The sequence below is a fragment of the Micromonospora sp. NPDC005979 genome, from assembly GCF_040614415.1.
Taxonomy (GTDB): domain Bacteria; phylum Actinomycetota; class Actinomycetes; order Mycobacteriales; family Micromonosporaceae; genus Micromonospora.
This window is the reverse complement of the sequence record NZ_JBEXUR010000007.1, coordinates 90,495-105,812: the sequence shown is the minus strand read 5'-3', so window position 1 is coordinate 105,812 and position 15,318 is coordinate 90,495. Positions and strand designations below refer to the sequence as shown.

The window sequence follows — 15,318 nt, the reverse complement described above, 5'->3', positions numbered from 1 at the left end:
GTCTTCACCGGCCTGCGTTTATCGCCTTTGAGGAGTTACCGATGCGTGAGCGTCCACCCGATGGGCCGTTGCCACCCGCCAAACCCGTTGCCGGTGCGCGCCCTCGGCTGCCGGACGGGGATCAGGTGCCCTCTCCGCCGCTCCCGGCGCGGGCGTCACTCACCCGTCGGCAGTACCTCTACGGACTCGTGATCGCTGTGGTCGTACTCCTGTTGTTTGTTCTTGGGGTCGTGCGGTGAGCGCGACGGGCCGGCGGTGAACGAGCTGCCGGTGGGTCGCCGGGTTGCCCAGTGGCGGGTGCGGCGCAACATGACGCAGCAGCAGTTCGCGGACCGGCTCGGCAAGTCGAAGAGTTGGGTGGACAAGGTCGAGCGTGGGGTACGCCAGTTGGAACGGGTGTCGAACCTCCGGGAGATCGCCGAGACGTTGCGCATCGACGTGGAGGTCCTCTTGGCGGCACGGCCAGTGCGGCCCACTCCGGTCGTGGCCGGGGTGGACGGGGTACGGCTGGCGCTGGCCCGGTACCACCTACCGGGCGCGGACCGACCGCCACTGGCGGAGGAGTTGCGGGCCCGGCTGGAGCATGCCGAGCAGAGCTATCGCCACGCTCGGTACCCCGCGTTGCTGGCACTGCTGCCCGGCCTGCTCGACGCGGCCCGGGAAGCGCACGCGGCTCGCCCCGGCGCGACGGACACGCTGCTGGTGTCGGTGTACGCGCTCATCGCCCTGGCGCTGGTCAAGGTCGACCAGGGGGACCTGGCCTGGTTGGCCGCCGACCGTGCGATGACCGCCGCTGCCGACGACCCCCGGCTGGCCGCCGTCGCCACCGTGGCATTGAGTCAGGCCCTACGCTCCCGTGGTCGGCGGCTCTCCGCTCTGGATGCCGCGCTCCTCGCCGTTGACCGCTGCGAATGGTCCACGGCCGCCTCGTCGCTACGAGGAGCGCTGCTCATCCAAGCTGCCCTCGCCGCTGCCGACCGGGCAGACGAACGAGTCGCCCATCAGTCGCTCGACCAGGCGGGGGAGGTCGGAGCAGACAAGGGGGCGGCGGTCGACGCGGCTCGGGTGGTTGCCGAGGCGGCGCTGGGCGACGTCACCACGGCCACAGCCCGGCACCAGCGACTGATGGCCGACGACCGGTGGCGGTCACTGCCGCCCGAGCACCGCGCCGCGTACCTCCTCGACGTGGCCCGCGTTCACGCTCGCGCAGGTGACATGCTCCGAGCTGGCCGGACGCTGCTCGACGCGGAGCGCGTAGCCCACAGCGAGGTGCACCATCGTCCGGCGGTACGGAAGCTGGTCGCCGTCGTGTCGCGAAACGCCGACGCGCCGACCGAACTCTCCCAGCTCGCCGCCACCCTCCACGTTGCCTGAGGAACGTCGCCCGTTACCCGCGATGGCCGCCGGTGAGCAGGCGCTCGATCCGGGCGTACTCGGCGGCCATCTCCGGGGTGGCGAGGACGTCGTCGAGGTCGGCCGAGACCTGGAAGTCGACCTCCTCGACAGCGCGGATGGCCAGCTCGTAGATCTCCCCGCGCGCGTTCTCCTCCAGGTAGGTGGTCCAGTGCTCCAGCGCGGTGAAGGCCGTCAGGAGACCCTGGTCGAGGTCACCGTCGGCGAGGATGCCCTCGTCGATCCGTACCAGCAGCGCGCGCAGCTCCGTCGCGTCGGCCGTCCGCACGTTCTCGCGGGCGCTGGTGAGCGCCGCCCATGCGTCCTCGGTCATCTCGTCGTCGACGGCGGTGTCGAGAAGGTCGTCGCGGGTCAGCCGGGTGACCGTGTCGAGGCCGAACGCCCGCAGGTCGTCCTCGCCCGCCGCGACGACCAGCCGGAGGATCGCGGCTTCGAGTTCGTCGTACCGCATGATCAGCGCCCGCCGACGGAGCGGTACACGTCCAGGGTCTGCCGCGCGACGGAATCCCAGGAGAAGTGTTCGACCGCGCGTCGCCGGCCGGCCAGACCGAAGCGCTCGGTACGCGCCGGGTCGGCGAGCAGCGTGTTGATCGCCGCCGCCAGGTCGGCCACGAACGCCTCCGGCTTCAGCGGCGTCCCCGACCCGTCGGTGGCCTGCTCGATCGGCACCAGCAGGCCGGTCTCGCCGTCGGCCACCACCTCGGGGATGCCGCCGGTGGCGGTCGCCACCACGGCCGTCTCGCAGGCCATCGCCTCCAGGTTCACGATGCCCATCGGCTCGTACACCGACGGGCAGACGAAGACCGTCGCGTGGGTGAGCACCTGGATCACCTCGGGCTTGGGCAGCATCTCGGCCACCCAGACGACGCCGGAGCGGTTGGCCCGCAGCTCGGTGACCAGCTCCTCGACCTCGGCGGCGATCTCCGCCGTGTCCGGCGCGCCGGCCAGCAGCACGAGCTGGGTGTCCGCCGGCAGCTCCCGGGCGGCCCGCAGCAGGTAGGGCAGGCCCTTCTGCCGGGTGATCCGGCCCACGTACACCACGCTGGGCAGCGCCGGGTCGATGCCGAGCCGGTCGAGCACGTCGGTGCCGGAGTCCGGGGCGTACTGCGCGGTGTCGATGCCGTTGTAGACCACCTGGACCTTGGACGGGTCGATCTGCGGGTACGCGGTCAGCACGTCGCCGCGCATCCCACCGCTGACCGCGATGATCGCGTCGGCCGACTCGTACGCCGTGCGCTCGATCCACGACGAGAGCGCGTAGCCGCCGCCGAGCTGCTCGGCCTTCCACGGCCGCAGCGGCTCCAGGCTGTGCGCGGTCACCACGTGCGGCACCCCGTGCAGCAGCTTCGCGGTGTGCCCGGCCAGGTTCGCGTACCACGTGTGGCTGTGCACCACGTCGGTGCCGGCGGCCCCGGCGGCCATCTCCAGGTCCACGCCCATCGTCCGCAACGCGGCGTTCGCGCCGGTCAGACCGGGCGGGTCGGCGTACGCCGTGACGCCCGGCTCGGCGCGGGGGAGGCCGAAGCAGTGCACGCGGACGTCGGCGAGGCGACGCAGTTCCCGAGCCAGGTACTCGACGTGCACGCCCGCGCCGCCGTAGACCTCCGGCGGGTACTCGCGGGTGAGCAGGTCGACGCGCAGCGGGGTGGGTTCCGTCATGACCCCGCACCCTAGTGCAGAAGACTCCCCGTCCGAGTGGTGAAGTGGCACGCGGGTGGATAGCGTCGGGGCATGGCTGCCAAGGTGCTCGCGATCGTCCTGGCGGGTGGGGAGGGCAAGCGCCTGATGCCACTCACCACGGACCGGGCCAAGCCGGCCGTCCCGTTCGGCGGGATGTACCGCATGGTCGACTTCGTCCTCTCCAACCTGGCCAACGCCGGCTATCTCAAGATCGTCGTGTTGACCCAGTACAAGTCCCACTCCCTCGACCGACACATCACCAAGACCTGGCGGATGTCCACGCTGCTCGGCAACTACGTCACCCCGGTGCCGGCGCAGCAGCGTCGTGGCCCGTGGTGGTTCGCCGGCTCGGCCGACGCCATCTACCAGAGCTTCAACCTCATCAACGACGAGCAGCCCGACTACGTGATCGTCTTCGGCGCCGACCACATCTACCGGATGGATCCCCGGCAGATGGTGGAGGACCACATCGCCTCCGGCGCCGCCGTGACCGTCGCCGGCATCCGCCAGCCGCTGTCGATGGCCGACCAGTTCGGTGTCATCGAGGTCGGCGAGGACGGCCGGAAGATCCGCGCGTTCCGCGAGAAGCCCACCGACGCAGTCGGCCTGCCCGACGCGCCGGACGAGATCTACGCCTCGATGGGCAACTACGTCTTCACGACCCGGGCCCTGTGCGAGGCGGTCGAGCGCGACGCCGCCGACAAGAGCAGCAAGCACGACATGGGCGGCAGCATCATCCCGATGCTCGTCGAGCGGGGCGAGGCGAACGTCTACGACTTCCGTGACAACGAGGTGCCGGGCAGCACCGACCGGGACCGGGGCTACTGGCGGGACGTGGGGACCCTCGACTCGTTCTACGACGCGCACATGGATCTGATCAACGTGCACCCCGTCTTCAACCTCTACAACTTCGACTGGCCGATCTACACCGAGCAGCCGCCGTGGCCGCCGGCGAAGTTCGTCCACCAGTGGGGTGAGCGGGTCGGCCGGGCGGTCGGCTCGATGGTCTCGCCCGGCGTGGTGATCTCCGGCTCGCTGGTGGAGAACTCGATCGTGTCGCCGAAGGTCCGGGTGCACTCCTGGGCGCACGTGGAGGGCTCGGTGCTGATGGAGGGCGTCGAGATCGGCCGACACGCGGTGGTCCGACGGGCGATCCTGGACAAGAACGTGTTCGTCCCCGAGGGCGTCGAGATCGGCGTCGACCTGGAGAAGGACCGCCAGCGCTACACCGTCTCCGACAACGGCATCGTGGTCATCGGCAAGGGCCAGAAGGTCGAGCCGTGACCGACCCGCACACACCGAGGAGGATCCCGCAGTGACCCACCCCCGTGCCGGCCAGCCCGCCGAGCCCGCCGACCTGGTCGACGTGCCGCGCCTGGTGACCGCCTACTACGCCGAGCATCCGGACCCCGCGGACCCGGCGCAGCAGGTCTCCTTCGGCACCTCCGGTCACCGGGGCTCCAGCCTGCGCAACGCGTTCAACTCCGACCACATCCTCGCGGTCACCCAGGCGCTCTGCGACTACCGGCGGGAGCAGGGCCTCGACGGCCCGCTGTTCCTCGCCCGGGACACCCACGCGCTCTCCGCGCCGGCCGCCGTGGACGCGCTCGAAGTCCTCGCCGCCAACGGCGTCACCGTGCTGGTGGACAGCCGCGACGGCTACACCCCCACGCCGGCGCTGTCGCACGCGATCCTCACCCACAACCGGGGGCGCACCAGCGGGCTCGCCGACGGCATCGTTATCACCCCGTCGCACAACCCGCCGGACGACGGCGGCTTCAAGTACAACCCCACCAACGGCGGGCCGGCCGACACCGACGTGACCCGGTGGATCCAGGACCGCGCCAACGCGATCCTGGCCGCCGGGCTCAAGGAGGTCCGCCGGATCACCTACGCGCGGGCCCGGGCCGCCGACACCACCGGGGAGTACGACTTCCTCGCCCACTACGTCGACGACCTGCCGGCCGCGATCGACATCGACGCGATCCGCGACGCCGGCATCCGCATCGGCGCGGACCCCCTCGGTGGGGCGAGCGTGGCCTACTGGGGCGAGATCGCCGAGCGGCACCGGCTGGACCTGACGGTGGTCAACCCGACGGTCGACCCGACCTGGCGGTTCATGACCCTGGACGGCGATGGCAAGATCCGGATGGACTGCTCCTCGCCGAATGCCATGGCGTCGCTGATCGCCGCGCGGGCCGACTACCAGATCTCCACGGGCAACGACGCGGACGCCGACCGGCACGGCATCGTCACCCCCGACGGCGGCCTCATGAACCCCAACCACTTCCTCGCGGTCGCGATCGGGCACCTGTTCCGGACCCGCGCCGACTGGGGGCCGGCCGCCGCCGTCGGCAAGACCCTGGTCTCGTCCTCGATGATCGACCGGGTGGCCGCCGACCTGGGTCGGCCGCTGTTGGAGGTGCCGGTCGGGTTCAAGTGGTTCGTGCCCGGCCTGCTCGACGGGGCGGTCGGTTTCGGCGGCGAGGAGAGCGCCGGGGCGTCGTTCCTGCGGCGCGACGGCTCCACCTGGACCACCGACAAGGACGGCATCCTGCTCTGCCTGCTGGCCTCCGAGATCCTGGCCACCACCGGGCGCAGCCCGAGCGAGCACTGGGCGGAGTTGGCCGAGCGTTTCGGCGCTCCCGCGTACGCCCGGATCGACGCCCCGGCGACCCGCGAGCAGAAGGCGGTGCTCGCCAAGCTCAACCCGGACCAGGTCACCGCCACGGAGCTGGCCGGTGAGCCGATCACCGCGACCCTGACCACCGCCCCCGGCAACCACGCCCCGATCGGTGGCCTCAAGGTCAGCACGAAGTCCGGCTGGTTCGCCGCCAGGCCCTCGGGAACGGAAGACGTCTACAAGATCTACGCCGAGTCCTTCCAGGGCCCCGACCACCTGAAGAAGATCCAGGAAGAAGCCAAAACCCTCGTAGACCAGGCCCTAACCCAGGCCTAACCCAGACCTGACCCCTCCTCCTCCCCCCCCCCGGGCCGCGCCCCTCCGGCCGCGTTGATCAAGAAGTTTGCGTCATGCCGCCCGGCGTGTCGTGACGCAAACCTCTTGATCAACTCGGCCGGGGCGGCCGGGCGGGTGGGGTGGGTGGGGTGGGTGGGTCTTCAGCAGGGTGGGGGGTCGGCGGGTGGGGGGAGTTCCTGGCTGCGGCGGCGGAGTTCTTCGGGGAGTAGTTCGCGGAGCTGCTCGGGGAGGAACGGCAGGTCGAGCAGGGTCATCTTCAACTGGTTGCGCTCCTGGTAGCGCAGCGGGTCGAAGCGGACCACCAGGCCGGCGTCGCGGCGGTAGGAGATGTCCACCGCCCCCTCCGTCGCCGCGTCGCGGAACACCAGACCGTCCATCTCCACGACGACCGGCGACGAGTTGGGCTGTAGCTCCAACCGGATCTTCTCGTCCGGCGACAGCACCACCGCCCGGGAGATGCCGGCCATCGGCGCCGACGGGGTGATCACCACCGAGTCCGCCGCCGGGGAGATCAGTGGGCCGCCGGCCGCGTAGCTGTACGCCGTCGAGCCGATCGGGGTGCTGACCACGACGGCGTCGCTGCGGTAGTAGCCGTACTGCTGGCCGTCGATGGCGAGCGTGACGCTGACGAAACCGGCGCCCGGCTGGCGGACCAACGCGATGTCGTTGAACGCCACGACGTCGTCACCGCACACGTCGCAGGCGAGACACGCGTGCGACTCGACGGTGAAGTCCTTCGACAGCAGCCGGCTCAGCGCGTCGGGCAGCCCCGGCGGTTCGATCTCGACCAGAAACCCCAGACGACCCAGGTGTACGCCGAGCACCGGCTTCGGGTCGCGGACGGCGGAGCGCAGCGCACCCAGCATCGTGCCGTCACCGCCGATGCTGATCAACGCGTCGGCGCGGACGGCGACCTTGTCCTCCGGCACCGGTTCGACAGAGGACGGGACGCGGTGCCGGTCCTCCTCGCGCACGTACAACGTCTTGCGGTGACGCGTCGCCCACCGTTCGATGATTTCGACCACCTCGGTGACATCCCGGGTGGGGTGCAGCACAAGTCCCAGCCCCGACACCCGTCCAGCTCATCACATCGGTGCGGCGCGCACCCGACGTACGCCGAAGGTGCGCCGACGGTCCGTGGACCGCCGGCGCACCTCGCCGCCGTCAGGGGCGGGGTCGACCGGTGAGGTGGGTCAACGAGCGGGCGACCAGGTCATCGCGGGCCGCTGGGGAGAGGCCCTCCAACCCGAAGCCCAGGTACACCGTGTCCCCGGTGACCACCACCGAGCCCTCCTCGAACGCCTGCTGGCTGCGCGACCAGTCGGTGGCGTTGCCGCCGGAGCCGGCCGGGGGCCCGGCCACCGTCCAGCCGCCCAGGTCGGCGGTCTCGAACGAGGTCTCCGACACGGTCGACCCACCGACGATCACCCGGGCGTCGTCCAGGAACACGCCGAGACCCTGGGTGCCCCAGTCCGAGGCGTACGTGATCGACACCTCGACCTGCTTGCCGGCGTACGCGGTCAGGTCGACGGCGAACTCCTTCCAGCCGTTCGACGTCCCGGTCGCCGCGTTCCAGCTTCCGGTGCTGCCGGTGGGGGAGCAGTCCGCGCCCTGGTAGTGGGCGAGGAACGGGTGCAACTCGTCCCACCCCGAGGCGCAGCTCTCCCCGGTGACCGTGCCGGTCTTGCCGTTGAGGTCCGGCAGGGTCGTCCAGTTGTCGCTGCCCACCTCGTGGGCCTCGACGAAGAGGAAGTCCCAGTTCTGCTCGATCTCGTACGAGGTGAAGAAGCGCAGCTCGCCGCTGCTCGCCCCGGTGAGGTCCACCGTGCGGGTGAGCCGCTTGTACGACTCGTCGGCCTGCCCGCTGTGCAGGTACCACTCACCCGTACGCGGGTCGAACGGCGCGCCCCCCGGTCGGGTCCAGCCCACCGGCGAGGAGCTGGCGAACTGCGGGAACTCGTCCGGCGGCAGGAAACTCGACGTGGTCAGGAACGACGCGGTGTGCCCCTGGTTCTCCGCCGAACCGGCCGCGTTGAGCTGCCCGTTGAAGCCGGTGAACGCGTCGTCGCGGCCGGCGACCGGGAACGGCTCTCCCTCCGGCGAGGTGCCGCCGTCGCTGACGTAGGTGTGCGCCCCCAACCAGTACTGCTGGAAGTCGTTCAGCAGCGGCAGGCAGGCGGGGTCGTCGGCGTTGGTGCACTCCGGCGGCGCGTCCGGGTGGTAGACGTACGAGCCGTTGGCACCCTGGGCGAACAGCGCGTACTGGCCGCTGACCAGGAGCTTGCCCCCCTCGTTGAGGTAGTCCCGCACGGCCAGTTCGGTGTCCAGCGCCGCCTTGGCCGCGGTGCCGGCAACCTGGCCGGGGGAGCGCATGATCACGTCGTCGCCGGTCTCCCACACCACCGCCTTGTAGTGCGACAGCACGCCCAGCGGGTGTGGCGCCTTGCGTCCCATCGCGTCGAAGTCGTACACGTCGCTGCTGCGGCCGGCGGCGCTCAACGACGCCGCGACCTCGTCGGCGTACTTGGCGGTGGTGCCGGTCTGCGCCGGGCTGAGGCCGGTGACGTCCTCAGCGGCGAGGATCAGCACGTCACCGCCGATGTCGGTGTGCACCCGGTAGGTGAAGTGAACGCTTGCGACCACCCCGGCCCGGGGTTTGTTGCCGGTGAACCAGACCTCCACCCGGTCACCCGGCTTCGTACCGCCGACCGTGCCGCGAAGCTCCGCGTAGTAGTCGTCGTGCGTGTCGCCGTACCGCTCGCCGCCGCGCCACTCGCGGACCGCGACGGTCTTCGGTCGCCCGCCGTTGACCGTGTAGTGCATCTTCACGTTCTTCAGCGCCCGCCGGGTGATGGCGGCGACCTGCTGGGTGCGCCCGTACGAGGTGTCGAAGGCGTCCACCACGAAGTCCGGGGTGCTTCGGCCGACCACCGACACCGGCTCGTCCGGGTCCGCCGCCGACTTGGCCACCGCCAGCGCGAACGGCAGGTTCTTGCTCACCTCACCGGCGATCAACGTCTCGTCGTCGGGGAAGATGAAGCCGCTGACGCAGTCCTCCGGGCGCCACTCGTCGTCGGGGTCGACGGCCGAGGCGGCCTCACACGTGGACATCTCGGGGGTGAAGCCCAGCGTGCCGTACCGGACGGTGGCGTGGCTGTCGGTGTCACCGTTGGTCGTGTACAGCTCGGCGGAGATGTCCGGGTCGTAACCGGGCACCGCCGGGTGCGCGTCGTCCCCGACCATCGCCTTGTAGATCTCGTCGTCCGGGCTGGGGGTGCTCACCTGCCAGCCGATGCCGTAGAGCAGCAGCTCGGCCGCCGAGTGGTAGTTGACGAAGAACTCGAACCCGACCCGCTTGAAGAGCTGGTCCAGGGCCTTGGTCTCCGGCTCCGAGTTGGGGCCCGGGCCGCGGTAGGTCTCGCTGTTCGGCTCCGGTGACGAACCCTCGTTGTCGTACCCCCACTTGTAGGCGAAGTTGCGGTTGAGGTCCACGCCGTCGCCGGAGGTGATCTGTCCGTCGCCGTTGTTGTCCCGCAGGTTCTTGCGCCACAGCCGGTTGCCGGAGGTGAAGGTGAAGTCGTAACCGTCCGGGTTGGCCACCGGCAGGAACCACAGCTCGGTCGTGTCCAGGAGTTTCGTGATCTCCCGGTCGGTGCCGTAGCCGTCGAGAACGTGGTGCATCAACCGGCGGGTCATCTCCGGCGTGATCCACTCACGGGCGTGCTGCGCGCCGGCGTAGAGCACGGCGGGCCGTTTCCCGTCCGCGACGGTCCGCGCGTTCTTGGTGACCTTCACGGCGACGATCGGCTGGCCCTTCTGGGTGCGGCCGATCGTCTCCACCTTGGTCAGCTTGGGATAACGGGCCGCTGTGGCGTTCAACTCGTCGCGCAGACCGCCGGGCTCCCCATAGGGCCGGAACGCCGTCCAGCCCGCCGCCGCCTGCTCCCGCAGCGCCTGTGACGCGTCCTTGCCGCGCACCTTCTTCACCGACAACGGGACGCCCTGGTCGGTCAGCCGCTTCGCCTGCCGGCGACTGAGCACCGTCTCGACGGTCGTCTTGCCGGTCGAGTCGGTCTTCGCGTCGTGGCCGAGGTCGACCCCCGCCGCGCGTAGCTGGTCCCGCTGCTTCGCGTCGACCGTGCCGACGTAGACCTCCAGGCCGTCGCGGGCGCCCGGTTCGGATGGTGGCTTCGCGCTGGCCGGCGGGGTTAGTGCCAGTGCGCCGAGCAGGATGACCACGCTGGCGATCGCCAGTCGTCTCGGTCTCATCGCGCCTCCTTGGGTGAAGGACCTGTAGGCGCGAGCCTTCGGTGTGGCGTGATCGATGTCAATCGGTCGATGGGCGGGTCGTTGCTGTCCGTGTCGATGCTGGAGCCAGCTGTGACAGGTGGCGGGTCGGGTGGGGAGGCTCCGTCAGCGCGCGCCGGGGCCGACGCGGGGAGTGCGCCGGCCCCGGTTGCGACGGCGTCAGCGTGCCATCGGAATCCCGGTACGCCGGCCGGAGAGCGGACCGGGCAGGATGCCGCAGAGCCGGGCGAGCTGGTCGGTGACCTTGTCGGGTTCGTCGAACGGGTCCAGTCCCCTCACCTCGAAGGGGTCCAGGACCGGTACCGTCACGTGCGAGATCAGCGGGTGCAGCGGCCGGCGGTCCGCCTCCCCCTGGCCGAACAGGTCCTCGTGCAGCTTCTCCCCGGGTCGTAGCCCGGTGTAGACGATCGGGACCGGGCTGGCCGCCTGCTCCACCATGCGCCGGGCGAGATCGTCGATCCGTACCGGTTCGCCCATGTCGAGGACCAGGGCCTCCCCGTCGCGCCCGATGGCCGCCGCCTGAAGGACCAGGTGTACCGCCTCCTGCACCGTCATCAGGTACCGGGTCACGTGCGGGTCGGTGACGGTCAGGGGCTGTCTCGCCTCGATCTGCCGCTGGAAGGCGGTCACCACGGATCCCCGGCTGCTCAGGACGTTGCCGAACCGGACGCTCAGGAAGGTGCCCGGGTAGGTGGCTGCGGCGTGCGCGGTCAGCATCTCGGTGATGCGCTTCGAGTAGCCGAGCACGCTTATCGGGTCGGCGGCCTTGTCGGTGGAGATGTTGACGAAGCGGGTGACGTCCCGGCAGGCGTCCAGGACGGTGAGCGTCCCCCAGACGTTGGACTTGACCGCCTCACCCGGGTGGCGTTCCAGCAGGGTCAGATGCTTCAGCGCGGCCGCGTGGAAGACGATCTCGGGGCGGCGCTCCCGCATGATGCGGCGGACACCTTCGTCGTCCCGTAGGTCGGCGAGAATGAGTTCGGGGCCGTCCAACAGCGCGCGCCCGGTGAGCGACATCTGGAGGCTGTGCAGGGCCGACTCGTCCCGGTCCAGCATCATCAGCTCACCCGGGTTGGCGCGCATGATCTGCCGGCACAGCTCCGATCCGATCGAACCCCCGGCGCCGGTGACCAGGACACGTCGACCGGTGAGCCCGTTGTCGTCCAGGGCCAGGTCGCCGACCACCTGGCGGCGGCCGAGCAGGTCACTGATCTGGACGTCCCGTACGTCGCTGACCGTGATCCGGTGATCCACCAACTCCCGGACCGGCGGCAGCACCTTGAACGCCGCTCCCGTGCGCAGGGTCGCCTCCCGCACCTCCCGGATCAACATGGCGTCGGCGTTGGCCACGGCGAAGATGACAGTGGTGGCGCCGGTGCGGCTGATCACGTCGACGAGGTGCTGCCGGCCGCCGAGCACCGGGACACCTGCGATGCGCAGGTCGTGTTTGCCCGGATCGTCGTCGAGCGCGCCGACGGGAAGGTAGCGGCCCTTCGGGTCGCTGAGCATCGCGCGTACCAGCCCCTGCCCGGCCTCGCCGAAACCGAAGAGGAGCACCGGGGTGGCCGAGCGGGCGTCGGGTCGCATCGCGCGGTCGCGCCGGTGGCGGTGCAGGAGACGGCAGCTGAGCATCAGCAGCAGCGCCAGTGCGGCACCGATCACGGGGGTGCTGGCCGGCACTGGGCGTTCGCCCATCGCGAGGAGGGCGACGAGGACGATCGCGGCCGTGGTGGCGGTGGTGCCGGCGAGTCCACGGACTTCCTCGACGGTGCCGAGAGGCTGACGACCGGAACGAATACGACGCAGTGCGCTGACCCCGACATGCAGCACGGCGGCACCGCCACCGAGCAGTACCGCATTGACCGCTTGGTCGACGGTGAGGGCCATCTCGTACCTCGCCCAGCCCGCGACCGTGAACCCGCCGACCCAGCCGAGGGCGTCGGCGGCGAGGAAGATGGCGGTCCGACGGCGGCTCACCCTGGCCCGGCCGGTGGCTGTTGACGCCGTTGGCTCAACCCGTTGTATCTCCGGCGGCATCTACGACTCCCTGTCCTGTCCGTGGCAGAGGATGACCCAGGGCAGGTCAGGGGGCCACGGACATCCGCTACCTGCTTAGCGGAATATGCGGCGCCGAATCCGGTTTTCACATTTCTATGTCCGGTTGTCTGATTTATCGTCGGGAAGTCCGACGGGCTGGCGTTGCCGGCGAGGGCGCTCCTCGGGCCTGCGCGCAAGGCCCGCGTCCGCAAGGGCGTTTCGCCCGGTCGGTTGGCTCGTTGGGTCAGGAGCGACCATCCGTATCCCGAAGGGGGCCCGCGCGCAATGACCTGGCCCGGGGCTGCCCTCTTCCCCGGCGAGGCGACCGGTGCGACCGACGCGCGGACGGACCATCCAGCCGGGGCCAGGGCGTCTGCCGCCCACCGGGACCTCGTTGGTCGGTTGCTCCGCTGCTATCCGGTGACCGTCGTCGTGCTCGCCCCGTACGCGCTGCTGATCCTGCCGATGGCGGTCTACTACCGGAATCCGGAGACCGGTTTCATCGTCTATCTGGTCGGGCTCGCGTTGCTGGGCAGTGTCGCCGTGGAGACGATGGCCCGCCTGTTCGGCCGTCCCGACCCGCGCTGGCGCGACGGCTTCCGGCGCGCCCATGCCCGCTATCCGTGGCTGTACCCGATCGCCATCGTGGTCACGCTCACCAGCGTCGGCGCGAACATGCTCTCGGCCTACCTCGGTCGGGGCAGCATCGTCAACCAGATCTCCGGCGATCTGTCCGACGGACCGCTCGCGATGGTGAGCACGCTCTTCTCCGGCTGGACGGCTCTGGGCTTCGCGTTGCTGGTGGCCAGCCATCTGAGCGGTCGGCTGTCGCGCACGAAGCTGTACGGCTGGCTGGCCGTCCTCGTCGGCGCGGAAGTCTACGTCGCGGTACTGACGGCCGTCACCGCCCCGCTTGTCGCGCTGGTGTTCTTCATGGCGGCCACCGGCGCGCTCTGCGGCATCTTCCGGCTTCGTCACCTGGTGCTCTGCGCGGTAGTGCTCTTCCTCGCGTGGCCGGCGGTGTACGAGCAGCGCAACAGCATCCGGGCGGATCGCGGCGTCGCGGTGGATACCAAGATCACCGCAACGGACCGGCTGCGGCTGGACAACCAGCTCAGTACGGTGGCGGGCTTCGACGTCCCGGTCGACCTGGGCCAACCCGGGGCCACCGACTACCTGCGGTACGGGCTGGTGCCCCGGGTGCTCGATCCGGACCGTCCGGCGATCTCCACCGGACAGCGGATCAACCAGTACATCGGCGGCGGCCCGACGTCGGCCTACACGTTCCTGCTGCTGGGCAACATCTGGTTCTTCGATGGTCCGGCCGGCGTGGTCGCCGTGCACGCCTTCTGGGCTGCGGTGGCGGCGGTGCTGCTGCGCTGGCGGGGCGCACCCGGCCCGATCCGGCTGAGCCTCTTCTGCCTGGTGCTCTTCGATCCGCTGCTCTGGTCCAACACCTACCCGGACTCCACGATCAGCTTCCTGCAACACGTGGTGGCGGCGATCCCGGTCTTCGTGCTCCTGGCGCTCAGCCGCCGCTCCCTGCACGGAGCCCGCAAGCGCCCGGAGCCCGGCCGAACACCCACGATCCCGGCCGCGCGCCGGTGACCGTACGGGTGGGCCGGCACGCGGTCGGCCGCGCCGATGCCCGACAGGGTCCACGGACCGGACGTCGGGCGCTGCTCGCGCTCGTCGTCGGCGGGCTCTCCAGCGGCGGCAACCTGCTGCTGGCGATCACCGTGACCCGACTGGAGTCGGTCGGTGGGCTGGGTCAGTTCGCCCTGGCGTTCTCGTTCTACATCGTCGGGTCCGGGCTGGTCCGGAGCACCGTGACCGACACCGTGCTGGCCACCGGCGTCGGGGTCGCGTCGGCCTCCCGGCGGGCGATCCTGCTCGGCCTCGTCGCTGGCACCCTCGTCTGCGCGGCCGCCGTGGCGTACGGCTCGTCCTACCTGCTGTTCGCGGGCGTCGCCCTGCCCGGTCTGGTTCTCTACGACTACACCAAGGCGGTCGCCGTCGGCATCGGCGCTCCCTCGGCGGCGATGGCCCAGGAGATCACGTGGGCCGCGCTCACCGGGTGTGCCGTGCTGGCCGGCCTGTTCCGGGTGATCGATCCGCCATCCGTCTTCGCCCTGTGGGGCGTCGGCGGCGCGCTGGTCGGCCTGTTCGTCGCGGCCCGGCGTCGGTACGCGCTGGTGCCCGGCTGGCGCGTCGGCCGGGCGGAGACCCGCGTCGCGGTGGGATTCGGTACGCAGTTCCTGCTGACCAACGGTTCCGCGCAGCTGGCGCTGACCGCGGTGGCGCTGGTCGCCGGCACGGCGGTGGTCGGTGCGTTGAGCGCCGGGCGCACGCTGCTGGGGCCGGTCAACCTGGTGCTGTCGACGGCGGCCACGCTGGTCCTGCCGCAGTTGGCCCGCACCCGGGCCGAGTCCCGTACGGTACGGACCCGGGCGGCTGTCCGGCTGGCCCTGCTGGTGGCCGCTGCCATCGCGCCGTTGACAATCGCGGTCGCCCTGCTGCCGGACGCGGTCGGCAAGGAGCTGCTCGGCTCCAACTGGAGCGTCGCCCGGAGCCTGCTGGTGTTGCTCGCGCTGGAGAGTCTGCTCGCCGTGCCGGCCACCATCGGCTTCGCCGGGCTGCGGATCGAGCGGGCGAGCCGGCGGGCGATCGTCCTGGGCTTCCTGCTCGGCGCGCTGCGCGTGCCGGCGGTCGTCGCCGGGGCGGTCCTGTTCGGTGCCCCCGGCGCGGCGGGCGCGCTGGTCCTGATGGCCCTGGCCAGCGCGGTCGCCTGGGGCGGCAGTTACCTCCTGCTGCTGGCCGACCGCACGGCCGACCGTCCACCGGCGGTCCAACCGGCCTGACCGCCGGACCGACGCCGACCGGGTCGGCACCGGTCCGGC

Annotated in this window: 10 protein-coding genes; 5 read left to right on the top strand and 5 right to left on the bottom strand. The window is 70.9% G+C overall.

What is annotated here, in order from left to right; genetic code table 11:
• Nucleotides 1-255: 255 nt before the first annotated feature.
• Complete coding sequence (locus ABZ272_RS13930; protein ID WP_355050310.1) at nucleotides 256-1,374, top strand: helix-turn-helix domain-containing protein; 1,119 nt, start codon at nucleotides 256-258, stop codon at nucleotides 1,372-1,374.
• A 13-nt stretch (nucleotides 1,375-1,387) separates the two neighbouring features.
• Here the strand turns inward: ABZ272_RS13930 and ABZ272_RS13925 are convergent, their stop codons facing one another.
• Both ABZ272_RS13925 and glgA read right to left on the bottom strand, forming a co-directional pair.
• The gene (locus ABZ272_RS13925; RefSeq protein WP_355050309.1) at nucleotides 1,388-1,864 is read right to left on the bottom strand and encodes a hypothetical protein; all 477 of its coding nucleotides are present in this window, start codon (nucleotides 1,862-1,864) and stop codon (nucleotides 1,388-1,390) included.
• 2 nt (nucleotides 1,865-1,866) lie between these two features.
• Nucleotides 1,867-3,072, bottom strand: a complete 1,206-nt coding sequence (glgA, locus tag ABZ272_RS13920) for a glycogen synthase (protein WP_355050308.1) — start codon at nucleotides 3,070-3,072, stop codon at nucleotides 1,867-1,869.
• A 72-nt stretch (nucleotides 3,073-3,144) separates the two neighbouring features.
• Between glgA and glgC the strand changes: the two genes are divergently transcribed.
• The gene (gene glgC / locus ABZ272_RS13915) at nucleotides 3,145-4,377 is read left to right on the top strand and encodes a glucose-1-phosphate adenylyltransferase (RefSeq protein ID WP_278138510.1); all 1,233 of its coding nucleotides are present in this window, start codon (nucleotides 3,145-3,147) and stop codon (nucleotides 4,375-4,377) included.
• A 31-nt stretch (nucleotides 4,378-4,408) separates the two neighbouring features.
• Complete coding sequence (gene pgm / locus ABZ272_RS13910; RefSeq protein WP_355050307.1) at nucleotides 4,409-6,052, top strand: phosphoglucomutase (alpha-D-glucose-1,6-bisphosphate-dependent); 1,644 nt, start codon at nucleotides 4,409-4,411, stop codon at nucleotides 6,050-6,052.
• Nucleotides 6,053-6,213: 161 nt separating this feature from the next.
• Here the strand turns inward: pgm and ABZ272_RS13905 are convergent, their stop codons facing one another.
• The 3 genes from ABZ272_RS13905 to ABZ272_RS13895 form a co-directional block, all read right to left on the bottom strand.
• Nucleotides 6,214-7,146 (bottom strand): NAD(+)/NADH kinase, encoded by a 933-nt coding sequence (locus ABZ272_RS13905; protein ID WP_355050306.1) that lies wholly within the window; start codon nucleotides 7,144-7,146, stop codon nucleotides 6,214-6,216.
• A gap of 91 nt (nucleotides 7,147-7,237) precedes the next feature.
• Complete coding sequence (locus ABZ272_RS13900) at nucleotides 7,238-10,342, bottom strand: M14 family zinc carboxypeptidase (RefSeq protein WP_355050305.1); 3,105 nt, start codon at nucleotides 10,340-10,342, stop codon at nucleotides 7,238-7,240.
• A 198-nt stretch (nucleotides 10,343-10,540) separates the two neighbouring features.
• Entirely contained in the window at nucleotides 10,541-12,418 is a 1,878-nt protein-coding gene (locus tag ABZ272_RS13895; RefSeq protein WP_355050304.1) for a nucleoside-diphosphate sugar epimerase/dehydratase, read from the bottom strand.
• Between the two features lie 420 nt (nucleotides 12,419-12,838).
• Between ABZ272_RS13895 and ABZ272_RS13890 the strand changes: the two genes are divergently transcribed.
• Nucleotides 12,839-14,026, top strand: a complete 1,188-nt coding sequence (locus tag ABZ272_RS13890; RefSeq protein ID WP_355050303.1) for a hypothetical protein — start codon at nucleotides 12,839-12,841, stop codon at nucleotides 14,024-14,026.
• Nucleotides 14,023-15,279 (top strand): hypothetical protein, encoded by a 1,257-nt coding sequence (locus tag ABZ272_RS13885; protein ID WP_355050302.1) that lies wholly within the window; start codon nucleotides 14,023-14,025, stop codon nucleotides 15,277-15,279. The genes ABZ272_RS13890 and ABZ272_RS13885 overlap by 4 nt, the downstream gene beginning before the upstream one ends.
• Nucleotides 15,280-15,318: the final 39 nt, after the last annotated feature.